We start from the raw sequence: 23,729 nt of genomic DNA on the forward strand, positions 1-23,729 counted from the left end.
TCAGCCCACTCACCTACGAAGCCACCCTCGCGACCACTTCAACTACACTCACGCAAGCCGCATAAGACGTGTCCTCACTTCAGGGGGAAGCCCCGACCGTGCAGATACTGGGGCCGTGACGCCTGCTGTTCGCCCGGGCCGTGGAAGCCTATCGGTAGAGCGGCGGACGGCCCCGGCACCCAGTCGGCGGCCTTGGGCTACTGAGCGGACGCATGGCACCTACCTGGCCCTCGAAACCCAGTCGCAGATCTGCGGCGTTCAGCGTCTGGGCCGTCGGCAGGCGGTGGTGATCGTTCGTTGGTGATGTTGGCGGTGCGAGCCCGTTCCACGGTGACCTCTCGAAAAGCCTGAGCCTTGAGCCCTGGCATAGACCGAGGCCCGTGGGGCGAGCTGGTGCCACGCAACAACTGGTGCGATGTCGGCCCGGAACGAGGCCTGGAATTAGGGAGCTGAGTGGCCCCACACGTGCTCGCGGATCAGTACCCGAGCATGCCCTGAACAGGGAGAACAACGATGATCTACTGCGGGATCGACTGGGCCGAACAGACCCACGACGTCGCCCTCGTCGACGACAGCGGCCAACTGCTGGCCAAGCGCCGCATCACCGACAACGCGACCGGCTACCAGCTCCTGCTCGACCTCCTGGCCGAACACGGCGACACCGCCGAGGCCCCGATCCCGGTCGCCATCGAGACCGGCCGCGGCCTGCTGGTCGCCGTCCTGCGTGCCAGCGAGCGGCGCAAGGTGTTCGCGATCAACCCGATGGCCGCCGCCCGCTACCGCGACCGCCACGGCGTCAGCCGCAAGAAGTCCGACCCAGGCGACGCCCTGGTCCTGGCCAACATCCTGCGTACCGACATGCCGATGCACCGGCCGATGCCCGCTGACACCGACCTCGCCCGCGCGATCTCGGTGCTGGCCCGCGCCCAGCAGGATGCCACGTGGAACCGCCAGCAGATCTCTAACCAGCTCCGTTCCCTGCTACGCGAGTACTACCCCGCCGCCCTGGACGCCTTCGCAGCCTGGCAGAACGGCCTCTGCCGACCCGAGGCCCGCGCACTCCTGCGCCTGGCACCCACTCCGGCCCGCGCGGCCCGCCTGACCCGCGCCCAGATCGCCGCCGCCCTCAAGCGCGCCGGACGCAGCCGCAAACTCGACACCGAGACCGACCGCCTGCGCGACGTCTTCCGTGCAGAGTATGCCCACCAGCCGCAGCCGGTTGAGGACGCCCTCGGCAAGCAGATGCTCGCCCTCCTGCACCAGCTCGACGCCACCTGCCAGGCCGCCGACGAACTCGCCCACGCCGTCGAGGAACTCTTCCCCCAGCACCCCGACGCCGAGATCCTGCTCAGCTTCCCTGGCCTGGGCGTCCAGCTCGCGGCCCGGGTCTTGGCCGAGGTCGGCGACGACCACACGCGCTTCGCCGACGCCCGCGGCCTCAAGGCCTACGCCGGAGCCGCACCCGTCACCCGCGCTTCCGGCAAGAAGAGCCACATCGGCCGGCGCAAGGTCAAGAACGACCGCCTCAACCACGTCGGCTACCTCTGGGCGTTCTCCGCGCTCACCGCCTCCCCCGGCGCCGGCGCCCACTACCGAGCACGCCGCGAACACGGCGACTGGCACGCCGCCGCCCAACGCCACCTCTTCAACCGCCTTCTCGGACAGCTTCACCACTGCATCCAGCACCACGAACGGTTCGACGAGAACACCGCCTTCCCCACCGTCCTCATGCCAGCAGGGGTTGTTGCCGCATGACCCCGGTTACACCGTCTGTCGGCGCACTCGTGGCGAATCTGCGAGGTGAGGTGCAGAGCTGGCCGAGTAAGCAGGGCCCTGCAGATTTGAGGTGTGGGCCGCCTACCGCGTGGCCTTGTCGGTGGAGACAGGAGTAGTCAGGCGACCAAACGCGAAATGCTCCTCATGGTCGAGCACAATCACCGCAATAGTCCTGGGTTCCTCGATCATCACGACGACGTCGTCCATCGCCGGGTACCAGAAGTCGTCGTAGCGCTCCACGAACACGGTGAACGGCATGCAGGCCGCTGCACGGTCACCGGGCCAGCCCACTCGAACCTGCTCGTCCGCAGCGATCGGCAACGCCCGCAACCACTGCCGGATCCCCCCAGGCGCCATGTCCGAGGTCTCCAGGACAGATTCTGGGTGAACAAGGAGCTCGCGGACAGCAACCAGCCCGCCTAGACGTGCCGCCAGACGATCGAACTCGTCCGGGGCACTCCGCAATCCCAGATCTTCGAGAGTTCGAGTCAGCTTCGGCGGCACGGTTCCCCCTGTGATCAGCCCGGTTGGCAGGTGCCACCCCATCAGAGAGTGCGGAAGGCGGCAAGGACATTCGGAGGCGGAGCCAGGCTCTCTGGGTCGCACAGTAAGCAGCAGCCTCGCCCCGTCAGCTTGACGTACTAACCCCGTGCGATGTCTGCGCAGAGGGCACATCGAGCACACCACCGCCGGACCACGGGACCGGCAGGCGCACCGCCGGCGCCGCGGCAGCGTCAGCACTTCTCCTTCCGCGCCTGCTGGATCAGCGGCTCGGCCTCGTCCGGCATGAAGGTGACCTGCCAGATCTGGCCCGCCCGGCGCAGGGTTTCGGCGAACTCCTGGTAGCCGTGGTCCTGTTGAGCTGCGTCGGCGGCGTGGTTGGTCGCCGTGTTCAGGTACTCCTCGGCGGTCTGGTAGTAGGAGTCGGCCAGGTTTGACGGCCGGGGGCGGGCGAGTTGGTCGGTCAGCTGCTGCAGGGAGGCGCAGGCGGACTTGGCGGACTCGCGCGCCGCCACCGTGGCCTTGGAGGGCCTCGAGCTGCAGGCCGTCAGGGAGAGCGCGGACGCCAACAGCAGTGGCAGGGGCAGTGACAGACGAAGTATCAGCTGACGTCGACTGGTCATGGGCCGATCCTAGTGAGCATGACGGCCCGGCCGCCGGGAAATCCGGTGGGCCCGCAGCCACCGTCCGGCCCGGCGCTGATGCGGTCAGGCGATGCGGAGGATGCTCTTGCCGTGGGTCGTGCCCTCGGCGAGGCGCTGTACGGCCGTGGCCAGGTCCCCGAGGTCGTACTCGGCGGTGATGTCCGTGCGGACCAGGCCGTCGGCGACGAGGCCGAGTGCGCGGCGGGCGCTGTCGGCGAGCCGCTCGGGGTGGGTCCGGCTGAGCAGGTTGCTGTTGTAGGTGAGGAGCGATCTGCCGTGCGCGAGCAGGTCGTTGGCGTCGGCCAGGACGGGTTCGTAGGTGGCGAGGTTGCCGTACGCCACCAGTCGGCCGTGCGGTGCGAGCTGCTCGACGAGGCCGGTGTGGCGGGTCGCACCGCCGACGGGGTCGAGGATCACGTCGAACTCCTCGCCGCCGAGCCCGGCCGGGAAGTCCTCGCGCAGTACGAGCCGGTCGTAGCCGAAGCGGGCGGCGTGGTCGGCCCTTTCGGCGGTGCCGACCACGCCGACGATCCGGCCGGCCCCGGCCAGGCGGGCGAACTGGGCGGCGAGCGTGCCGACCGAGCCGGCGGCGGCGTGGATCAGCACGCGCTCGCCGGGCCGCACGTGTGCGGCGGTGTTGATCAGGTCGTAGGCGGTCGGTGCGCCCCATCCGAGACCTGCGGCCGTGCGCAGCGGCAGGTCGCCGATGTCCAGCGCGAGTACGGCGGGCGCCAGGACCACCTCGGCGTAGGCGCCTGCCGTGGTGAGTGCGGTGACCGGCTCGCCGACACGGCTGGCGTCGACGCCCTCGCCGACCGCGGTGATGTGTCCGGACGCCTCGAAGCCGGGGACGAAGGGGCGCGGCACGGGGAAGTGGCCGTCCCGGACCATGGTGTCGCCCCACTGGATCCCGGCGTAGGCGACCCGGATCGCCACCTGGCCGGGGCCGGGGGTGGGCTCGTCGAGTTCGGTGACCCGGTAGTGGTCATCGGCATCCAGAACGACAGCCTTCATGGTGACAGTCCTTTGCGTTGACTCAGTATCCTGATAGTCGAGAACCTACGTATATAAGGTTCCTGAGTCAACCCATGAATCTGTGAAACCAGGGAGCGTGCCGTGGAAGCCCCGATCGAGAACGACCTCTGCCTCCGGATCAGGCGGTCGGAGCAGGCCTTGATGGCGCATCACGAGGCGGTGCTGCGCACCTACGGGCTGACCATGACGCAGTACACCGTCCTGCTGTTCCTCTCCCGCGAAGGCGGCATGTCCGGCGCCCAGTTGGCCCGCTCCTGCGGGGTGACGCAGCAGAGCATGAGCAGTGTGCTGACCACCATGGAGACCAAGGAACTCATCCGGCGCGAGACGTCCCCGGTGCACGCCAAGGTGCAGATCGCCACCCTCACCGACGAGGGCCGGACACTGCTGGACCGCGCCTACCAGGAGGTGGTCGTCCTCGAACGCGCGCTCACCGAAGCGTTCACGCCCTCCGAACACGCCGCCCTCTGCGAACTCCTGGAACGGGCCACCACCGTTCTGGTCCAGCAGACCCGCCAGCGGACTTCCGGCGCCGGCCACTAGGCTGACCCGGCCCGCCGACGGACGAGTGACCAGGAAAGCGGAGGCCAGCGATGACCGACACCCCGCACGTGTGCGCGTACCAGCAGGTGCCGGCGGGCGGGCCGCTCTCGGCACGCTGGTGCGTCGAGCACTTCGCACCGGTGCTGCGGGCCCTGCCCGAGGGTCTGGACGAGCGGTCGGTGAGCCGGCCGGAGCTGTTGCTGCATCAGGAGACCATCGGCGGCCGGAACTGGGAGATCTACTACGTGCCGTTCGACCGGATCGATCCCGCCGCCCGGGTGGCACTGGTCGGCATCACCCCCGGCCGCCGGCAACTGCACCTCGCGGTGCAGGCGGCCCGGGCGGCGCTGCTGGCCGGGGTGGCACCGGACGAGGCCGTCCGGCTGGCCAAGCAGACCGGGGCGTTCGGCGGCACGATCCGCACCCACGCCGTCACCATGCTCGACCGGATCGGCCTCGCCGACGCGCTCGGGCTGGCGACCACGGCCCGGCTCTGGGACCCGCAGGAGCGGGTGGCGGCGTTCACCTCGGCGGTCGGCCACGCCGTGTTCGTCGACGGGAAGAACTGGAACGGCGCGCGGCTGACCGGGATTCCGGTGCTGCGGACCTTCGCCGAGCAGGTGCTCGGGGCCGAACTCGCCGCGATGCCACAGGCCTTGGTGATCCCGTTCGGCAAGGCGGCCACCGAGGCGGTGCAGCTCGCGGTGGACTCCGGCCGGCTCCCGGCGGAGCGCTGCCTGCTCGGCTTCCCGCACCCCTCCGGGGCGAACGGCCACCGGCAGCGGCAGTTCGACCAGGAGCGGGAGCAGCTGACCGAGGCGGTCGCGGCCTGGGCGGCGGCCACCTCGGACCGGTGACCCGACGGAGGCGCGGGCGCGGGCGCGGACGCAGGTGCGGGCGCGGGCGCGGGCGATCCGGCAGGGCGGGAACGGCGGTGGGTAGCATCGCGATCATGGAACCAGCGACCAGGACCACCCCCACCGACCAGGCGCCCGCGGACCCGGCCGCCACCGACGACGTGCTCGCCACCCAGCCGGTCGGCTACTGGTGCGGCCTGGCCCAGGAGAGCGTCACCCGGCACCTGCGGGACGCCATGGCCAGGATCGACGCCACCCAACCCCAGTACTGGGTGCTGAACCGCGTCAACGGCGGCCCGGCGGCGCCCGACCGCGAGGAGGTCGCCGCCCAGCTCACCCACCTCGCCGACGGACCCCACGAAATCGCCCGTGTCGTCGACCAGTTGCTCCACCGCGGATGGCTGCGCACCGACGGGCGGCAGCGCCTGCACCTCACCGAGGCCGGCGAGGGCGCCCGGCTCCGCCTCCGGCAACTCGTCACCGAGGTCCGCGCCGTGGTCCACGAAGGCATCAGCGACGAGGAGTACGTGGCCGCGCTCAAGGTGCTGCGCACGATGGTGGCCAACGTCGAGCGCGCCGGGACCGCGTGACCGGAGGTGCCTGACAGGTCGTCACGGACTCCCGCGGGGCCGCCCCGCTCTCGCCCCGAAGGGCTCATCCGGCGGAGTCCGGGCGGTCGCCGCCGGGGCACGGGTCGAGCCTGCTCCGGGGCAGCATGGTGGTGAATATCGGCGAGGGCTCCAGGCCCAGTTCGATCCGGGCCAGGCGGCGGTAGGCGTGGTAGTGGCGGACCGCCTCCACCAGGTTGTGCTCGGCCAGGTGGACGGCCACCACCGCGCGGTGAGCGCTCTCGCGCAGCGGCTCGATCCGGACGCCGGTGAGGGCGGCGTCCAGGGCGAGCGCGTACTGGCCGTGCCGGGCGAGGCGTCCGCTGAGTGATTCGAGGGCGTGCAGGCGCAGTTGGCGCAGGCGTTCGCGTTCGAAGACCACCCACTCCTCGTCCCAGTCGGGGAGCAGCTCGCCGGCGGACAGCACGTCGACCTCCAGGTCCTCGCCCGGCGGTGCGTCGGAGTCGATGAGGCGCCGCGCGGTCCGGGTGAGGACATGGGTGTCGACGTGCAACTCCTCGCGCAGGGCGAGGAGTTCGCCGCGGCAGTCGAGGACCGGCGGCCCGGCCCGGTGCAGGCGCCACAGGGTGGTGCGCAGGCTGCCGTAGGCCTGCTCCTCGGCGACCTCGGGCCAGAGCGTGCCGGCGAGGACGCCGCGGGCGGTCGGGCCGTTCAGGGCGAGGAAGGCGAGCAGCCGCCGGCCCGGGGTCTGGACGGGGACGGCGGAGCCGTCGGCGCCCTCCAGCCGGAAGGTGCCGAGCAGCCGCAGTGCGGGCGCCGGCAGCGACGTGTCGTACACCATCGGGGGCCCGTTCTCTCGCCCGGAACTCCTGCACAATATACTCGAGTTCACCTCATTTCCGGCACGCTCCGCAGGCGTGCCCGGACCCTGGGTGAGCAGGGTCCGGGCACCGCGGTCCGACGGCCGATCAGCAGCCGAACCAGTCCGGGACGTGCAGCGCGACCACCCGGGCGCCGCCGACCACGGTCCCGTCGTCGGTCTGCTGCACGATGTCCAGGGTGTGCACCTCGCCCGGGTCGCCCTCGCACTCGATGCTGACGAGCACGGGGACCCGCTCGCCGGGCCGGATCGTCAACTCGGCCTCGGTACCGCAGCAGTGGCCGCCGTCACCGCGCTCACCGTCACCACCCTTACCGTCGCCGCCCCGGCCGCGCAGGTGCACGCCGCCGTCGCCCTCGCCCCCGCCGCCCCGGCAGGACTGTTCGGTGATGACGCTGAAGCGGGCGTCGTGCCCCGCCACCCGGATCTCGGCGGGCTCCGGCATGCCGGTGAGCACCAGCCGCCCTCCGCCGCGCAGCCAGGTGCGCTCGAAGGGTTCCGTCTGGCAGGGGCCGGGCACCATGCGCGGCTTCGGCTTGCCGCCGACCAGGTCGACGAAGCAGTGCGCCAGCAGGAGTTCCTGCTCCAGCGCGCCGATCCCGCCCTCGCGGTCGAGCTCCTCGCCCCGCACCTCGAAGTCCTGGACCTCCGCGCCGAGGGTGGACAGCCGCAGCACCATCGGCGACGGGTTGGCGGACACCTTCTTCACGGTGACGTTGCACTGTCCGTGGCGCCGGTTGCCGATCACGTCGAGCGCCCCGGCGGTCAGCGGCCCTCCGAGGGGGGACGGCAGGCCCTCGTAGTAGACGTTGGCCCCGATGCAGAGGTGGCCCTCGCCGGGGTTGGCACCGTGGATCAGGTCAGCGGCCGGGTCCGGGTTCCAGGCCACGTACGTCTCGCCGGAGGCGCTCGACGACACGGCGCTGGAGATGGTGCCGGTCCGCCCCTGCTGGCCGTTGGCACTCGGCCGGGACGAGTCCGGGCCGAGCGGGGTGGTGGTGCAGTCGCAGACCCAGACCTGGACCTTGGAGCCGCTGTAGGTCGGGGAGGCGGTGGTGCCGTGCACCCTGACGTGCACCAGGTTCACGGCACTGGCGAAGGCCAGGGGCTGCCCGTCGGCGGTGGTGAGGCGGGCGCCCGCCTCGTTGGTCACCCAGATCGACGGGGAGGCCCAGAACGGCTTGCCGTTCGGGATCGGCCGGGTGCCGTCGTCGCCGTCGGCGTACTTGATGTAGAGGTCCGGCTCGGTGGGGGGCATGGTGGCGCTCCTTGCTGTGGTGAGGGCCCGTCAGGCGGCCAGGGTCCGCCGGTCGGTGAGGGTCCGTCAGGCGGTGAGGCAGGTGATCTGGAAGCAGGTCAGCTGGACGACCGAGGCGCCGGTCGAGGTGTCGAGGTCCGCGGTCAGGTAGTAGCGGAACTGCTCGTTGTCCACCCGGGCGGGCGGGGTGGACGGAGCGGCGGTGGTGGTGTCGAAGTTGCCCGTGCCGAGGGTCAGGCTGACGATCAGTTCGGTGGTGGAGCCGGCCGCCAGGCTCTGGCGGCGGACGCCGACCGAGAGGTTCCCGGCGTCCTTGCGGCCGCACACCCGGAGCTCCTTGATGGTGCTCCCCTGCGGCAGTTGGAGCGCCATCATGCCGCCGGCGGCGATGGCGCCGGCGGGTTTGGCCGCGCCGCCGTAGACGTGCGTCCACGGGTCGCCGAGCGAGGTGAGGGTCGGCGTCAGGGTGATCTTCACGGGCCTGGGCGCGGGCTGCTGGAGGGCGTCGGCGACCTGGGCGATCACTTCGGCGAGGCGGGCGAACTCGGCCTCCAGGGCGTGGAAGCGGATGTTGAAGCCGTTGTCGCCGGCGGCCCGGACGCGGTCGACGTTGTCGACCCAGTCGGTGTGTTTGAAGCCGGGGGTGTAGCTGACGCTCATCGGGCGTTCCTCCTCAAGCCGTGGATACGGGCGTGGTCGGCGGTCACGGGTCGAGCCCGTACGTCCAGCCCGGTGGGCGGGGGCCGCGGGCGCGGAAGTCGGGGTAGGTGTAGGGCGGGAAGGGATCGAGCGCCGCCGCCAGGAGTTCGGGGACGTGGGCCCGGACGGGGCCGGTGTCGACCTCCACCCCGATCGGGCAGAGGTGGTTCAGCACGTTCATCGCCAGGTCGTACTGGTCCTTGCTGACCACGAACCGGCCCCCGCCCTGCTCGACGGCCAGGAGCTCCGGGGACGGCTCGACCCGGAAGGTGTACGGCGGGGTGGCGTCGGGCAGCCGCAGCACCGCGCGGACCCGGACCGGGCCGGCCCGCAGGCCGAGGACGCCGGTGCGCTGCCGGGTGGTCCCGGTCAGCCGGGCCTGCGCGCCGCCGGTGACCCGCAGCGACCACACCAGGCGTTCGCCGAGTCCGGTGCCGAGCGGCCAGGAGGCCAGCAGGTCGCCGTCGGCGGCGTCGAGCACGCCGACCGTGTCGGCCACCTCCCCGCCGCAGCCGAGGTAGCCGCGGGTGGCGTCGGCGGCGACGGCGGTCGCGCCGGGCAGCGCGACCGAGCCGGGCAGGCCGGGCAGGGTGTGCGGGGTGCCGTCGGCCTGGCGCAGTCCGACCCGGCCGCCGGCCGGGTCGAGCACGTAGAGCACGGTGCCGGCCGGGTCGAGGGCGAGCGCGGCGGGCGTCGGCCCGAGGTCGGTGAAGGTGGCCCGGACGGTCGCGGTGGCCAGGTCGACCACCTGGAGCGCACCGGGCACGGTGACGTAGGCCCGGCCCGCGCCGACCGCCAGGCCGCGGGGCGGTCCGGCCAGCGGGACGGTCTGCGCGGCGGTGAGGCCGGGCAGCGCGACGGCGCGCAGCGCGCCGTTCGCGGTGGCGGCCCAGAGCCGGGCCCCGCCGGGTTCGCAGCGCACCGCGACCACCGGCGAGCCGAGGTCGAGGGTGCGGGTCACGGTCCGGGCCACCGGGTCGACCTCGGCGAGGACGCCCGAGCGCAGCCCGGCGTAGGCGCGTGGCTGGGCCGGGTGGTGGGCGACGTCGGCCGGGGCGGCGGGGAGCGTGACCTGTCCGGTGACCCGGGCGTCGGCGGTGGTGAGGACGGTGAGGGTGGTGTCGCCGGTGTCGGCGACCAGCAGCCGGGTGCCGTCGGGGGCGGCGGCCAGCGCGCCGGGGGCGAGGCCGACCTTGACGCAGGCGGTCACCGAGCCGGTCGCCGGGTCGAGGGAACTGACGCTTCCGGTACCGGAGTTGACGGTCCACAGGCGGCCGGCGGCGAGGGCCAGCGCGGCCGGGGCGGCGCGGGCGATCTCGAAGGTCGCGGTGCTCCCCTCCGTCACGGTGGCCGGGCCGGCGATCGGGGCGGCCGGGCCGTCGTCCTGGTGCAGCGTCAGCACGGCACCGTCGTGGGCGACCCGGCTGAACCCGGCGGCGTGGGCCAGCGCGCCGAGCCGACCGAGCGTGGCGGTGGAACCGCCCCGGCCGAGGGTGACAGAGCGTCCGGCCGCCGCCGGGCCGGCCGCGGCCTGGTCCCAGGCGGAGCGCAGCTCGGGGTCGCCGGGCGGCAGCAGGGCGGCGAGTGCGGTCAGCCTGGCCGCCAGCGCGGGGTGCACCCGGCGGGTCTGCGGGCCGGCGCCGGCGGGGCGGCCGTACCGGGCGGGGGCGTCGACCAGGTGGACGGGGTGCAGGCGCTCGTCGGCGCGCAGCGGGCCCGGGGCGGGCACGCCGATCCGGCCGGAGGCGGCGATCGAGGCTCCGGCGGGCAGCTCGGCGAGGCCGATCCGCAGCGTCCGGGTGGCGGAGAACGCCTGCCCCCGGTACCGGAGTTGGACCTCGACGACGAGCTGCCCGGGGAGGTCGGCGTGGAGCAGGACGTCGCGCCGGTCGGCCGGGCCGGTGACCGCGGCCCGGCCGTCGCCGGTCGGGACGAGCGACCAGCGGACGGCCGAGCCGGGTGGTGGCGCCGGTTCGAGGCGCAGGGCCAGGCCCTGGCCGGTGAGCACGTCGAAGCCGTTCTCGGGGGTGGCGGTGGAGCCGGGGCCGTTCAGCACTTCCAGTGACCCGGTGGAGCGGACGGCGGCGTACACCGTGCCGGGGTCGAGGCCGGGGCCCGGCAGGTGGGCGGCGAAGCCGAAGCCGGCCCGGACCGCCTGCGCGGCCAGCCGCCCGGGCGGCAGCGTCGGGTGGGTCAGCAGGACCGCCCGGCCGACCGACCGCAGGTCGGCGGCGGCCGGGTCGTAGCCGGCCCTGACCCGCAGGCGGCCCGCGGGGCCCGTCGCGGCCAGGGCGTCCAGCAGGGCGTGCAGGGCCGCCCGGGCGGGGGCCCGCAGCAGGCGCGGGTCCGCCCGGGGGCCGGGGGCCGGCGGCAGCGGCGGGGCGGGCGGCGGGTCGAAGTCGGCGCGCGGGTCGGCGGAGTCGACCAGCAGGGCCGGTGCGAAGGCCTCCCGGTCGGGCGGGCCGAGGACCTCCGCCTCCGGGAGCCCGCGCCGCCCGGTGTCGTCCAGGGTGTCGCCGGCCGGGACCTCGACGGGCAGCACGGTGAGCAGGCGGGTGGACTGCTGGAGGGCCGCGTCCGCGTCGGTGACCCGGAACGGGTCGGCCACCCGGTCCGGGCGGCCGGCCACCTGGACCGGCCCGACCACCTCGTTCAGGGTCTGCTGGATGCCCAGCCGGGTGGGCAGCACCCACCGGCGGAAGGCGCGCAGCCGCCGCCGGTAGGAGGCGTCGGACTCGCCGAGCACCGGGTGGAAGGCGGTGCGAGCGGCCGCGGACAGCCGGACCTCGTCGACCGTCCCGGCGAAGGCGGCGGCCGGGCCCGGGCCGGCCCGGCCGATCCGCAGCGGTGCGGTGTTGGCCAGCGGCCCGGTGAGCGCGGGCACCGCGGGGGTGGTGGCGGTGGCGTCGACGGCGGTCAGCGGGGCGAGCGCGACCAGCTCGCCGTCGAGCAGCAGCCGGACCTGCGCGGCGGCCCGGTCGACCACGGCGGCCAGGTGGCTGAACCGGGAGAGCGGCAGGCCGCGGTCCGCGAACAGGTCTCGGAAGGCGGTGCCGTCGCCGATCCGCAGCCGGACGTTGCGGGCGATGCCGCGGCCGAAGTCACCGACGCTCAACGCCCAGCCGGGCAGGGCCGGATCGGCCGGGTCGGCGTGCTTGGAGAGCACGGCCCCCTCGCCGGTGGCGGAGTCCGGCCTGACGAAGCACTCGGCGGTCAGGCTCGCGGCGGCGCCGGTGTCCAGCGCCGGGTCGTGCGGGACCGCGATCTCCGCCGTGGGCGCCGCGAACCGCATCCCGGTGCCGAACCGCCCGGGCGCGCCGGCCAGCACGGTGGCGGTGGCGGTGCCCGGGTGGCCCGCGCCGCCGCCCAGGTGGAGCGGCCGGCTGTCCAGCACCGGCGCACCCGGCGCGTCGTCCAGGTGATGGAGCGTCAGGGTGTCGTCCTCCTGCCCGTACGGGCGGGGCGGGAAGCGCGGCACCCCGAGGTCGAAGCCGATCCGGTCGAGGGTCGTGCCGGAGGCCCGGTCGCTGGAGCGGACGGTGCGGCGGACGTCCGCCGCGAACCGGCCGAGCACGTCGCGCTCCACCCCGGCGACCCAGAGCAGGCGGGCGAGGTTGCCGAGCAGCGCGGTGAGCCGCCAGGACTCCGAGACCGGGAGGGCGTCCGGGGCGGGGTCGGCGGTGATCGTGCGCAGCACCGCGCGGGCGGCGTCGGCGTCGGGCAGCGCCACGGCGAAGGAGGCCCCGGCGACGGTGCCGGGCGGCACGGCCACCGGGACGGCGTGCGGCGCGCCCGCCACCAGGTAGCTGACCGTGAGGGTGCTCGCCCCGGGTGCGTCCACCACCGCGGTGAGCACGTACAGCGGCGCGGGGTCGGCGTCGAAGCGGGCCCGGTGCTCGGCGAAGTCGTACGCCACCACCTCCGCCGCTCCCCCGGCGGCGGGCTTGAGCGGCAGGTCCAGGGTGTCCGCGCCGCGGGCGAAGGGGGCGGTGAGCGCGGCGGTCATCCGGTGGAGGGCGGAGGCCGCCGGAGGGAGGGCGGCGGTCATCGGGGCATCACCTCGAGGTCGAGCAGGGCCGAGTCGATGGTGAAGACGGCGATCTCGGTGGGGCCCATGGCGAGGTTCTCGCCGGGGGCGGCCTCCACCGGGCCGGTGGCGAAGGGGACGCCGCCGAGGGTGATCCGGCCGAAGGTCGGGGGGTGGCGGCGCAGCCGGAGGTCCTGGACGTCGCTGACGCCGGGCTGTTCGACCAGGGCGCGCATGACCTGGCTGTAGCGGACGTCGCCGCCGAGCGCGAGGGCACCGATGTCGGCGGCCAGCCGTTCGGTCAGCGCGCCGACCAGCACCTGGGCGTCGTAGCCGGGTTGGGTGATCAGACGGGCCCGCAGGCCGACCTCGATGTGGTCGGCCTCGACCACCTGCGGGTGGATGCCGACCGGCCGGACCCGGTCGATCGCGGCGGTGACCTGCTCGAAGAGACCGGCCACCGGCCCTTCGGTGCGCCAGGGCCGGGCGAACTCGTGGGCGACCACCACGCTGAAGAAGTACGGCTCGCCGATCCGCCGCTCGTCGCCGAACAGCCGCTGCTCGAAGGGGAAGACGCCGAAGTAGCTCTGCGAGACGTCCACCCCGCCGAGCGGGTCGGAGAGCAGCACGTCCACCACGCCGGGCACGGACAGCACCGCCTCGCGGACCGCGGCCGGTGTCCACATGGTGCGGGAGCGGCCGAGCAGCCGGCCGCGGTAGGTCTCGTCGTCCTCCCGCCCGGCGCCGCCGGTGAAGGCCTGCTGGTGGTCGACCGCGAAGGAGGTCGGCGGGGAGACGTTGAGGTGGTGCGCCTGGTAGTCAGGGTCGACCGCGGTGATCCGATGGGCCGTCACGTCGCCGTCGGGGCCCGCCACGAAGGCCCGGGCGCCGACCGTCACGGTGTCGGCGGCGGCGCTGAGGCGGACGGTCGCGGTGGTGTGGAAGGCGGTCACCGGGGCGGCGGTGACCAGCACCGTGCCCTCGGGCAGCACGTACACCCGATCCGGGAGCGGGTCGCGGACGGTGAGGGTGACCCGGCCGGTGGCGAAGAGGTGCGGGCGCGGCACCCCGAGGTCCTCGCCGAGCAGGTCGAGGTCGTCGCCGACCGCGGTGGACAGGAAGCCGGCGTAGTAGAGGTCCTCCAGCCGGCGCCACAGCCGGGCGTCCTCGGCGGCGGTGACCTGGAGCACCTTCATCAGCGCGCTGGTGTCGGTCAGGTCGACGTCCGGGCCGAAGGCGGCCCTCGCCCGGCCCCTCGCCTCGTCGAGCAGGGTGTGGAACTCCTTGCGGACGAAGCCCCGTTCGGTGATCCCGTAGCCGGCCATCAGAACGCCACCTCCACCGGCACGGTGTGCTCGGCACCGTCCACCGCGACCAGGACCACCTCGACCTGCCACAACCGGCGTGCCCCGCCCGGTGGTTCGAGCACCTGGATGTCGCGGATCTCGCGCACCCGGGCGTCGCCGCCCAGGGTGCGGACCAGGCCGAGCCTCAGCAGGTCCTGGGCCTGCCGGGCGGTGACGGCTCGGGTGAACACCTCGGTGACGTCGAGGCCGTAGCCGGTCGCGAACCGGTCGCTGCCGAGCGGGGTCAGGACGCGCAGGACCAGCGCCTGCACCAGGTTGGGCAGCCCGGACAGCTCGGCCAGCCGGCCGCGCTCGACCACCAGGTCGCCGTCGCGCAGCTCCAGGCCGCGGCCGAGGCTCGTCGTGCTCGCCATGTGCTCTGCTCCTCCAGCTCGGGTGGGTCGGGCGGTTTCAGCGGGCCCGCAGGGTGGTCTGACCGGGTGTCAGGACGACCAGGGCGCCGGGCGGGACGCCGTTGGTGACGCCGCTCAGGGTCGCCAGCAGGGCGGGCCGGCCGCCGACCGTGAGCGTCGCGGCCGCGCCGCCGGTCACCGAGACGACGGCGGTGCACTGCACCGTGCTGCCGGCCGTGAGCTGGGTGCAGCCGGTGATCGGCTTGCCCTCCAGGTCTCCGGCCGCCAGCACCGGGGAGCCGCCGGCGGTGAAGGACCGCCGGCCCGGCACGATCTGCACGGTCCCGCCGTGGCCGCAGCCGATCGAGGCGTCGGCGTTCAGGACGGCGGGCATCACCCCACCTCCACGGAGGAGCCGTTGAGGGTGATCTTCCCGTCGGCGAGGGTGATCGAGGCCCCGCCGGACTTCAGTGTGATCGTCTTCCCGCCGGTGTCCACCGTCACCGCGCCGTTGGCGGCGACGGTGACGGTGGTCCCGCTCTCGTGCTCGACCAGCAGCTTCCCGGCCAGGTCCTCGGGCACCCGGGGGCGCTCGCCGACCTCGGGGAGCAGCCCGGCGCCGACCGTGATCCGCAGCCCCTTGGCCTGGAGCACCCGCCGTCCGGCCGCGTCGGTCAGGTCGTTGACGCCCTTCCCGGTCGGCAGGCCCTTGCCGTCGAGCCCGGTGGGCAGGCAGAGCCACCAGTCGCCGGGGTGGTTGGCCGGCGGCTGGTACGCGGGCTGCTCGGGCCAGAGGAAGCCGGTGACCACCGCGTCGTTGACCAGGCCCCGGTTGTGCGCCAGCACGGCCCGCATGCCGGGCAGCACCGGGACCATCAGCCCGCAGCGGTGGAAGGCGAACGGCGAGGCGATCGGCCGCTCGTGCAGCAGGGGTTGGCGGTCGACGGCGCTCTCCACGCTGGGCGCGACCACCTCCGCGGCGGGCGACTGGCCGTAGTGCAGGTCGGCCAGGTGACGGCTGTTCCGGCCGGCCGCGTACCTGGCCACCTCGCCGACGTCGATCGCCGGGTGGTCGGCGCCGACCTGCTCGACCAGGTCGCGGAAGCGCTGCCGGACGCCGTCCGCGCCGGTGGTGCACACCGCCCGCTCGCCGGGCGCGGCGACCACCAGCAGCACCTCGCAGGTGTAGCCGCGACGGCTGTCGAACTGGTGCCGGACCCGGTCGATCCGCAGCGGCCCCGGCAGGCCGTCGCGCGCGGCGGCGGTCTCCAGGACGGCGCGCCGCCCGGGCCGCACCGCCGGGTCGCCGAGCACGGTCAGCCGGGCGCTGGTCCGCGCGCCGCCCACCTGTCCGCCGCCCGGCAGCCCGGCGGCGGCCGCCACGTCCGCGGCCGACGGGAGCCCGCCGCCCGGGCCGCCGTCCGCGTCGGCGGGCACGGCCGGGACCAGGTCCTCCGGGTCCTCCTGGACGTGTTCCAGGGAGACGATGTGCTCGTCCGCCGTGAACCGCAGCGGCGCGCCCTCGTCCACCGCCCGGCCCATCCGGATGCCGCCGTCGCCGATCACCAGCGGGGCCCCGGCCGCCTTGGCGATCTGGCCGAGGGCCGACAGGCCGTCACCGGCCCGCAGGGTCAGGTCCTCGGCGGACCGCAGCCCGTCGGCGGAGGCGGTGACGGTGACCGGGCCCTTGCTCGCCGCGGCGGCGACCGCCCGCACGGCCTCGGTCAGCGACTGCCCGCCGGGGCGCCCCGCCCGGACGGCCGTGCGCAGCAGCCGGTACCCGGCGGTCTCCGTCCCGCGCAGCTCGGTCAGCAGGTCACCGGCGTCGGTGACGCTGGTGCGGATGCCGGTCAGGACGCCGCGCAGCACCGGGGCGGTGCGGCCCCCGGGATCGTCGAAGTAGCCGAGGGCGAGGGTGACTTCGACCGGGTCGCGCCCGGCCAGCGCCTCGGCGTGCCGGGTCTTCAGGGTCTCCACCACATCGGCCGGCAGGTTGGTGAGCTTGGCGGAGAAGGTGGAGGCGGCGGCCCCGGACAGCAGGTCGACCCTCAGGTCGGCGTCGAGCACGTACTCGCCGGAGAACACGTCGTTGGACACCCGCAGCGGCAGCAGCCCGCCGGGGCCCGCCTTCTCCACCCGCAGCTGGAACCAGATCACGAAGCCCATCGCGACGCCACCCCCACCCTCACCTCGGACCCGTACGACCCGGCCGCGCCGAGGTTGCGCGGGTCGACCGTCAACACCACCGGGAGCAGGGCGAGTTCACCGCCTTCCAGTGGCACTCCGGGCACCAGCTTGCGGCGCAGCACCACCACGGCCGGCCCGGGCGTCTCCCGGGTCACGGTGGCCACCATGAACGCGCCGGGCTCCGGCAGGGCCAGCGGCCGGCCACCGGCCAGCCGCTCCTCGTCGACCACGGTGACGGTGAGCGCGACGGTGTAGAGACCCGCGCCGAGGGCCAGCCGGAAGGCCTGCGGGAAGCCCTCGTCGGCGTCGGCCGGCAGCAGCAGGTAGCGCGAGGGGTCCACCGCGGACGGCGCGGTCACGGGTGTGCTCGCGGGTGCGGTTACGGGTGCGGTCACGGCGCTCACCCGGCCAGCGGGACGGTCGCGGTGCGCGGCACCGGTGCGGCGGGCGGGGTGGCGCCGGCGAGCGCGGTGCCCGCGGCCAGGGCGAGGTCGGCGGCCTCGCCGAGCGCCGCGGTCACGCTGGAGCGCGGGACGTGACGCAGCGTCAGACTGACGTCCAGCGCCTCGCGGCGGCCCGCCGTCTGGCTGAAGCGCAGGTCGGTGATCTGCATGTCCAGGCTGACGGTCAGCCCGCAGACCACCGGGATGCCGGTGCTCGCCAGCAGCGGCGCGGTGGCGGCCACCAGCACCCGGGAGACCAGGGCCAGCGCCTCCAGCTCCTTCTTCACCAGCAGCCGGTCGGGGCCGGGCAGCAGGGCCTCGACCGCGATGGTCCTGGTGGTCGGCGCGATGGCCTGCGAGAAGCGGCTGCCGGAGATCCGCTCGATCTGGTAGCCCTCGCTGATGCTGAGGCTCTGCACGTACAGCAGCGGCACGGTGCCGATCAGCACCGGGGTGTTCCGGTCGGCCATCTTCCCTCCCTGGCGTGTGTGTGGACGTGGTCGACGTGATCGGTGGACGGCGGGCGGTCAGAGCCGGTAGGCGCGTGGGTTCCCGGCGTTCAGCCAGGCCCGGAAGGCGGCTCGGGCCGCCGCCGGGTCGTGTCCGGCGGCGGCCAGTGCCCGGAGCAGTTCGGGGTCGTCGAACAGCCGGATCATCCGCTCGCCGAGTCCGGTCAACTCCCCGGCGGAGTCGGGGTGGTAGAGGTAGAGCAGGTCGGCGTAGCCGGTCGGGGCGTGCGTCACGAGGTCGTTGAGCAGCTGCTCGCGCAGGAAGGTGGCCGGCCCGGTCAGGTTGGTCTTCACCTCGACGCTGACCCGGCCCCGGCCGGGCAGCTCGGCGATGATGTCCACCCGGCGGCCGGGCCGGGCCCGCTGGAACTCCAGCGCGGTCGCGCCGAACTCCTCCACCAGGGTCCGCGCCGCGTACAGCTCGCCCATGGTGCCCTGGAAGACGTTCCTGGTGCCCTGGGCGGCGAGGAGGGCCTCCAACGGGTCCTGCAGGCCCCTGACGTTCCGGCTCCCCAGCCGCTCGGTCAGCTCGCCGACCACGTCCAGCAGGTCGTCCCGGTCGGCGGCGGGGAACTGCCAGACGTCGCGCCAGTCGTAGGCCTCCCGGGCGCGCCGGGCGATCTCGTCCGCGCCGGCGAGCCGGCGTTCCGTCAGGTCGTCCAGCCGGACGGCGAGTTGGTCACGGTCGGCGGTCAGCCTCGCCGCCAGGGTGTGCTCCCCGGTCCGCCGCGCGTCGGCGGCCTCCTCCTCCAGCGCGGCGAGTTCGGCCACCAGCTGCCGCCGGCCACCGGCCCGCAGCCGGGCCACCGTGGCCTCGGTGGCCTGCCCCAGCCGGCCCGCCAGCTCCTCGAAGGCGGCGGCCTCCCCGGTGGCGAGCCGGTCGAGCAGGCGCTGGTAGGCGGCGGGGTCGGGCAGTTCGGAGCGCCGCAGCTCCAGCGCCCGCAGCAGGGCGTCGACCGGCTCGGCCCCGTGGCCGCGGTTCAGCAGCGCGAAGTAGACGTCACCGCCCGACTCGGCGATCAGCGCCAGCGCCCGCGGGCGCCCGGCGAGCGCGGAGAGGGCTTCGGCGCCGAGCCGTCGCAGCCGGTCGGCGCCGAGCCGCCCCACCGCGCGCGACCACGCCTGGAGCGCCCCGGGCGGCACGCCGTCCACCAGCCTGCGCAGGGCGGGGCGGTCGAAGCCGGTCTCCAGCAGCCGGGCGAGGGCCGCGGCCATCTCCTGGGTGACCCCGCCGACGGTCTCCGCCTGCCGCTCGAACCGCCGGGCCAGCGACAGCGCGTCGGCCAGCCGCTGCACCTCGGGCAGCGTGCCGCGCCGGGCCGCGAGCCCGCGCAGCACCTTCGGCGCGGTACCGGCGGGGACGTCCAACAGCTCGGCCAGCCTGGTCAGTTCGGCAAGGTGCTGCTGCGGCAGCAGGCGCAGCGCCCGCGCCGCCGCGTCCATGTCCTTCAGCCCGGCGAGCCGGGCCAGGGCGGCCACCATCCGGTCCAGGCGGCTGAGTTCGCCGGCCACCTCGGAGGCGCTGCCGAGCCTGCGCACCGAGCCGAGCACCTTCAGCAGGGCCGCCAGCCGCTCGGTCAGCTCGGCTCCGCCGAGCGCCTCCTTCAGCTCGCCGAGGCCGACGAACCAGCTGAGGACCTCCACCAGCAGCGCGGTCTGCAGGGTCTGGCCGAGGTCGCCGCCGATCCGCGTACCGACCCGGACCGGACCGCCGGGGCTCGCACCGCCACCGCCCGCACCGCCACCGCCCGCACCGGCCCGGGCGCCGAACGGCGTGCCGAGCTCCTCGGCGTACTCCAGCCCGGCCAGCGCGGTCAGGATCGCCCGCCCGGCCTGCTCGCACAGGGCCTGCAGCAGGGCGTCGGCCTTCGGGTCGACCGGCTCGACGGTCGCCCGGTGGACCAGCAGCGCGAACTCGGCCAGGTGCGCGATGCCCTCGATCAGCTGGGCGGGAGAGTGGGTGAACAGGGCCTTCAGCCCGTCGACGGTCGAACGCAGCCACAGGCTCAGCCCGTTGACCGCGTTGACCACCCCGCGCGCCGGGTCCTGGTCCGTCCCCTCCGAGGGCAGCACGGACAGCTCGTCCAGCAGCGCGAGCAGGTACCCGGCACTGACCGGGCGGTGCGGACGGGCCCGGCCGAGGATCAGCAGGAAGTCCACCACCGAGCCGTCCAGAGCGGTGAACAGCCGCTCGTACGCGCCGTGTTCGCGCAGCAGCGCGGCCATCGCCTCCAGCTCGGACTGGGTGCGGGCGGAGACCAGCAGCTCGACCATGGCCTTCTTCTGCCGCTCGTCCGGCCAGAGCAGCCCGGACAGCGTGACCAGGTAGGCGACGCGTTGCTCCCACGGCATCCAGGCGAAGACGTGCCGGTCCATGGTGACGATGTGGTCGAGCAGCGCGTCCTGGTCCGCCGCACCGGACGGGTCGGCTCCGCCGCCCCCGGCGGTCAGCAGGCCGGTGGCGATCCGGACCGCGAGCGCCGGGTCGACCCGCTGGGCGGCCGGGGTGCGGGCCAATTCGCGCCGGACCGCGACCGGTGTCCAGTGCACACCACGGTCCAGGTCGAAGATCCAGCTGCCGTCGGCGGTGACGGCGACCACCACCCGGTAGTGGGCGAGCACCAGTACCCGGCCGCGCTCGGCGACCACCACACCGGGCAGGGAGTCCCCGGTGAACGGCGCGGTGCGGCCGAGGTCCCGCGAGGTCAGCCGCTCCTCCAACGGCACCATGACGAAGCGGTCCGCGGCCTGCTCACCACCGTGCTCCAGCACGGCGAACCCGTGGGCGCCGTACAGGTAGCCGCCCCACTGCACGGCCCGGGCGAGCGAGGCCGAGGTGAGGTACGGGTCGGCGCCGGTGCGCACCCAGGCGTCGACGGCCAGCTTGATCAGCGGCAGGGCCGGGAACGCACCGCGGTTCAGCACGTCGCCGAACGGCAGCGACTCGCCCGGCGCGGCGGCGGCGCGGGCGGTGGGCCCGGCGGCCGGCCGGACCGGGACGGCCACCGGGGCACCGCTGCCGTCCGCGTAGCCGGGCACCGTCCACCAGCGGCCGTCGGCGTCGGGGCCCCACGGAGCGTCAACCTCCTTGCCCGCAGCGGCCGTTGACGACTTCGCGCCACCCCGCCCGGCCAGCGCGCGCCGGACCCCCGCGGTGACGGCGGCCTCGACGGCCCGCCGGGCCGGCTCGGGGCAGCTGCCGTTCCAGCGGACCGTGACGGGCACGGGCGGGGCACTCACTCGGTCACCCCCGGGGTGGCCCGCAGGTTGAACTTGACCTGCACCGTCTCCCGGTTGCTGTTCGGGTTGTGCAGCTCGAAGGTGAGGTTGTCGGCGTCGAGGGCCTTGCGGTAGTTCTCCCCGATCGCCTTCTCCAGGTTGTGGTCCAGGCTGATCCGGCGCTCCTGCACCCCGAGGTCGGCGGCCCGCGGCAGGCCGAGACCGGGCGGCGGGTCCGTCACGTCGATCAGCGGCGCCCGGCCCTTCTCCGGGAAGGAGAACCCGGCGTCCCGCAGGTACCCCACCGCCCCGGGGTCGGCCTTGCACTGGGTCCAGAACTCGTCGCGGACCTTCCCGTACAGGTCGAACATCTCCTGCCGGGTCGCGTTGTCCAGCGAGCGGTTGCCGACCACCTTGGCCCGGGCCCGCTCCCAGACCGGGCCGAGCGGGCTCCGGTCGAGCCGCTGCCCGAGCACCCGGCGGGCCCGCTCCAGGGCCTGCCGCCGGGTCTCGCCCGCCCGGCGGACCAGGTTCTCCAGGTCCAGCCTGGTGCGCTTCCTGACCGGCACCCGCACCCCGTCGACGGTCGGCCGGGCGCCGCCGGTGGCGTTCGGCCGGGTGGCCCGCTCCTCGATGGAGGCGATCAGCTGGTCCACCTCCTCCGCGATGAAGAACCTGTCGGCGGCCTCCTGGCCCGGCCGGCCGGCGCCGCCGGACAGCACCGTCTCGGCGGCACCGGCCCGCAGCTCCTGGGCGGTGGCCCGGTCGGTCATGCCCATGGACGTGAGCACGTCCTTGATCTCGCCGAGCTTCCCGGCGTCGCGCACCGGCCGCCCCGCCTTGATCTCCCGGGCCGCGTCGTCCAGCAGCCGCGCTCCCCTGGACCCGGGCTCGATCCCCGACAGCGCCCGGAAGGCCGCGTCGGCCTCGCGGGCCGAGAGCCGGTAGTCGCGGGCCAGCACCTCCACCGTGACGGCCGCCCGGCCCACCTTGAACACCTTCGCGGCGGCGGGCAGCAGCAGCGAGGCGCCGAGGATCGCCCGGTCCGTGGTGCTCAGCTCGTGGCCGAACAGGTCGTAGCCGGCCAGCGCCTCCGCCCCCGCGACGATCGAACCGACCACCGGGATGAAGCTGATCCCGGTCTCGACCGCCGTCTGCCAGAGCGGGATGTCCTCGGGCGGGATGTCGTAGCGCTCGGTCTCCGGGTGCGCCTGGGCGAGCAGGTAGGCCTCGAACTCCTCCGGATGGGAGGCGAGGAAGGCCCTGAAGTCCTGCTCGGCGGTGGTCGCCGTGAAGGACTTCTCGTGCATCCGGGCGAGCTGCTCGTGCAGGAACTCACGGGCGATCAGGTCGCGGACCGCCTTCTCCCGCTCCGACGTCCACACCAGCCAGCCGGTCCGGTTCTTCCGGTCCTCCACGGTGTACGGCTCGGGGACCTTCCACACCCGCTTCTCCAGGAAGGCGATCACCTGGTCCAGCTTGCGCCCGGCGCCCTCCGTGTCCCACGCCGCCGCCCGGTCGAGGGCGGCCTCCCGCTCCTTGCGCAGCTCGGCGGCCACCTCCTCGCGGAGCTTCGTGCCGAGCCGCCGCACGTACAGCCGGGCCCAGGTCGCGCCCGGGTCGTAACGGCCCAGGTCGGCGTCGCCCTGCCGGTCGAGCCAGGACAGGTAGTCGCCGAGCGCGGCGGCCACCGCGGCCTGCTCGGTCGCCGGGAGCGAACGGGCGGTGCGCTGCATCACGGTGGCCAGCTCCAGGAACCTGGCCCGGGCCGAGGGTGCGGCCGGCGCGGCGGTCTCCTTCAACACCGCCGACCACAGGTCCGGGCCGTTCTGCCGGAGGAACTCCGGTGTGCCGTAGTGCCGTTCGATCCAGGTGTGGTAGCGGACGAACGCGGCCCGGCCGAGCGGATCGTCCAGCCCGGCGCCCGTGAGGTAGCCGACCAGTTCGCGCCGCTTGTCGAACTGCGCCTGCTCCGCCGCGCCGCGCCGCGCCGGGTGCGAGTCGTACCAGAACTCCCCGCGGGTGGGGCCGTGCCGCGGCGCCCAGCGCGGGCCGCGGGCGACCACGGCCACCCGGACCGAAGGGTCGACGTAGACCAGCGCGTCCAGGTAGGCGCGGGCGATCCGGTCGGGCAGCTCGGACGGCAGCAGACCGGTGGTCGGCAGCGGGTGCCGGAGCATCGGCAGCACCAGCCCGGTGGTGCCGAGCAGGTAGTCCCGGGACACGTCCTCCTGCCGCTTGCCGCCCAGCCGGACCTCCACCCGCACGATGTCCCCCGGCATCAGGTAGCCGGAGGACGGATCGAGCTTCTGCTGCAGGTCGATCACGTCGTCGTCGGTGTCGGACGGCCGCTGCTCGCCGAGGACCGCGAGTCTTCCGCTGTACCGCAGGGCCTGCACCACCACGACCAGGTCCTCCGGCGCGAGCCGGCGCAGGATGCGCACCGCCTCACGGGCCTCCGCATCGGTGATCGCCCAGTCGAGCGGCCCGCGGGAGAGCAGGTCGTCGATCCGGCGCAGTGCGGCCTGCTGCGCCTGCGGCCCGGTGGCGACCGGAACGGCGGCGGGGCGGCCGACGGGTACCCGGACCTGACGCGGCGGGCCCTGGTAGGACATCAGGCGGTAGCCGTCGGAGGGGAGATCGAGGGCGGGCTCGTAGCGCTCCGCCGGGGTGCCGGAGGTGCCGGGGTGCCCGGCCGGGTCGTGTCGGTCGAGCGCCCGCTCGGCCGGCCCCCGCTCGGCCAGCGCCCGCTCGGCCTGCGCGACCCGGCGGGCCACCAACCGGGCGACGGCCGCCTCCAGCCGCTCCAGGTCGGCCGCCGTCGGGGTGCCGACCAGCCGCAGCCGGATCGGCACCCGCACCTCGACCTCCGTCATCGCTCCC

The 23,729-nt window shown here is 74.6% G+C and carries 19 protein-coding genes; 4 read left to right on the top strand and 15 right to left on the bottom strand.

The genetic code is table 11. The annotated features are described in order from the left end of the window. The first annotated feature begins 513 nt into the window (after positions 1-513). Positions 514-1,755, top strand: coding sequence for an IS110 family transposase (locus tag ACIA8O_RS15335; RefSeq protein ID WP_396294266.1), 1,242 nt, complete (start codon positions 514-516; stop codon positions 1,753-1,755). Between the two features lie 102 nt (positions 1,756-1,857). Here the strand turns inward: ACIA8O_RS15335 and ACIA8O_RS15340 are convergent, their stop codons facing one another. From ACIA8O_RS15340 to ACIA8O_RS15350, 3 genes are all read right to left on the bottom strand, one after another. Next, positions 1,858-2,280 (bottom strand): hypothetical protein, encoded by a 423-nt coding sequence (locus ACIA8O_RS15340; protein ID WP_396294267.1) that lies wholly within the window; start codon positions 2,278-2,280, stop codon positions 1,858-1,860. Positions 2,281-2,510: 230 nt separating this feature from the next. Continuing rightward, positions 2,511-2,900 (bottom strand): hypothetical protein, encoded by a 390-nt coding sequence (locus ACIA8O_RS15345; RefSeq protein WP_396294268.1) that lies wholly within the window; start codon positions 2,898-2,900, stop codon positions 2,511-2,513. 84 nt (positions 2,901-2,984) lie between these two features. Continuing rightward, positions 2,985-3,935, bottom strand: a complete 951-nt coding sequence (locus ACIA8O_RS15350) for a zinc-binding alcohol dehydrogenase family protein (protein ID WP_396294269.1) — start codon at positions 3,933-3,935, stop codon at positions 2,985-2,987. A 102-nt stretch (positions 3,936-4,037) separates the two neighbouring features. Between ACIA8O_RS15350 and ACIA8O_RS15355 the strand changes: the two genes are divergently transcribed. The 3 genes from ACIA8O_RS15355 to ACIA8O_RS15365 all read left to right on the top strand — a co-directional run bounded on the left by ACIA8O_RS15355 (position 4,038) and on the right by ACIA8O_RS15365 (position 5,946). Continuing rightward, positions 4,038-4,499, top strand: coding sequence for a MarR family winged helix-turn-helix transcriptional regulator (locus ACIA8O_RS15355; protein WP_396294270.1), 462 nt, complete (start codon positions 4,038-4,040; stop codon positions 4,497-4,499). A gap of 50 nt (positions 4,500-4,549) precedes the next feature. After that, complete coding sequence (locus tag ACIA8O_RS15360) at positions 4,550-5,356, top strand: hypothetical protein (RefSeq protein WP_396294271.1); 807 nt, start codon at positions 4,550-4,552, stop codon at positions 5,354-5,356. A gap of 95 nt (positions 5,357-5,451) precedes the next feature. Beyond that, positions 5,452-5,946 (top strand): MarR family winged helix-turn-helix transcriptional regulator, encoded by a 495-nt coding sequence (locus tag ACIA8O_RS15365; protein WP_396294272.1) that lies wholly within the window; start codon positions 5,452-5,454, stop codon positions 5,944-5,946. 64 nt (positions 5,947-6,010) lie between these two features. On the opposite strand, the gene ACIA8O_RS15370 is transcribed toward ACIA8O_RS15365, so the two are convergent. The 12 genes from ACIA8O_RS15370 to ACIA8O_RS15425 all read right to left on the bottom strand — a co-directional run bounded on the left by ACIA8O_RS15370 (position 6,011) and on the right by ACIA8O_RS15425 (position 23,722). After that, complete coding sequence (locus tag ACIA8O_RS15370) at positions 6,011-6,766, bottom strand: BTAD domain-containing putative transcriptional regulator (protein WP_396294273.1); 756 nt, start codon at positions 6,764-6,766, stop codon at positions 6,011-6,013. Between the two features lie 127 nt (positions 6,767-6,893). Next, entirely contained in the window at positions 6,894-8,063 is a 1,170-nt protein-coding gene (locus ACIA8O_RS15375) for a hypothetical protein (RefSeq protein ID WP_396294274.1), read from the bottom strand. Positions 8,064-8,129: 66 nt separating this feature from the next. Then, positions 8,130-8,723 carry a hypothetical protein gene (locus ACIA8O_RS15380; RefSeq protein ID WP_396294275.1) on the bottom strand — a complete coding sequence of 198 codons (594 nt, stop codon included), beginning with the start codon at positions 8,721-8,723 and terminating at the stop codon, positions 8,130-8,132. A 43-nt stretch (positions 8,724-8,766) separates the two neighbouring features. After that, complete coding sequence (locus ACIA8O_RS15385) at positions 8,767-12,810, bottom strand: LamG-like jellyroll fold domain-containing protein (RefSeq protein ID WP_396294276.1); 4,044 nt, start codon at positions 12,808-12,810, stop codon at positions 8,767-8,769. Continuing rightward, complete coding sequence (locus ACIA8O_RS15390) at positions 12,807-14,114, bottom strand: baseplate J/gp47 family protein (protein ID WP_396294277.1); 1,308 nt, start codon at positions 14,112-14,114, stop codon at positions 12,807-12,809. The genes ACIA8O_RS15385 and ACIA8O_RS15390 overlap by 4 nt, the downstream gene beginning before the upstream one ends. After that, positions 14,114-14,509: a hypothetical protein gene (locus ACIA8O_RS15395; RefSeq protein WP_396294278.1), complete on the bottom strand. Its 396-nt coding sequence runs from the start codon at positions 14,507-14,509 to the stop codon at positions 14,114-14,116. Before ACIA8O_RS15395 ends, ACIA8O_RS15390 begins: the two co-directional genes overlap by 1 nt. A gap of 37 nt (positions 14,510-14,546) precedes the next feature. Then, positions 14,547-14,882, bottom strand: coding sequence for a hypothetical protein (locus ACIA8O_RS15400; protein WP_396294279.1), 336 nt, complete (start codon positions 14,880-14,882; stop codon positions 14,547-14,549). Further along, the gene (locus ACIA8O_RS15405) at positions 14,882-16,654 is read right to left on the bottom strand and encodes a hypothetical protein (protein ID WP_396294280.1); all 1,773 of its coding nucleotides are present in this window, start codon (positions 16,652-16,654) and stop codon (positions 14,882-14,884) included. The genes ACIA8O_RS15400 and ACIA8O_RS15405 overlap by 1 nt, the downstream gene beginning before the upstream one ends. Next, positions 16,642-17,070: a hypothetical protein gene (locus ACIA8O_RS15410; RefSeq protein ID WP_396294281.1), complete on the bottom strand. Its 429-nt coding sequence runs from the start codon at positions 17,068-17,070 to the stop codon at positions 16,642-16,644. Before ACIA8O_RS15410 ends, ACIA8O_RS15405 begins: the two co-directional genes overlap by 13 nt. Positions 17,071-17,075: 5 nt before the next feature. After that, on the bottom strand, positions 17,076-17,588 hold the full coding sequence (locus ACIA8O_RS15415) for a hypothetical protein (RefSeq protein ID WP_396294282.1): 513 nt from the start codon (positions 17,586-17,588) through the stop codon (positions 17,076-17,078). A gap of 57 nt (positions 17,589-17,645) precedes the next feature. Next, the gene (locus ACIA8O_RS15420; protein ID WP_396294283.1) at positions 17,646-20,867 is read right to left on the bottom strand and encodes a hypothetical protein; all 3,222 of its coding nucleotides are present in this window, start codon (positions 20,865-20,867) and stop codon (positions 17,646-17,648) included. After that, positions 20,864-23,722 (bottom strand): pre-toxin TG domain-containing protein, encoded by a 2,859-nt coding sequence (locus ACIA8O_RS15425; RefSeq protein WP_396294284.1) that lies wholly within the window; start codon positions 23,720-23,722, stop codon positions 20,864-20,866. Before ACIA8O_RS15425 ends, ACIA8O_RS15420 begins: the two co-directional genes overlap by 4 nt. Positions 23,723-23,729 lie beyond the last annotated feature (7 nt).

Origin of the sequence: Kitasatospora sp. NPDC051853, assembly GCF_044452665.1 — a bacterium.
Lineage (GTDB): Bacteria > Actinomycetota > Actinomycetes > Streptomycetales > Streptomycetaceae > Kitasatospora.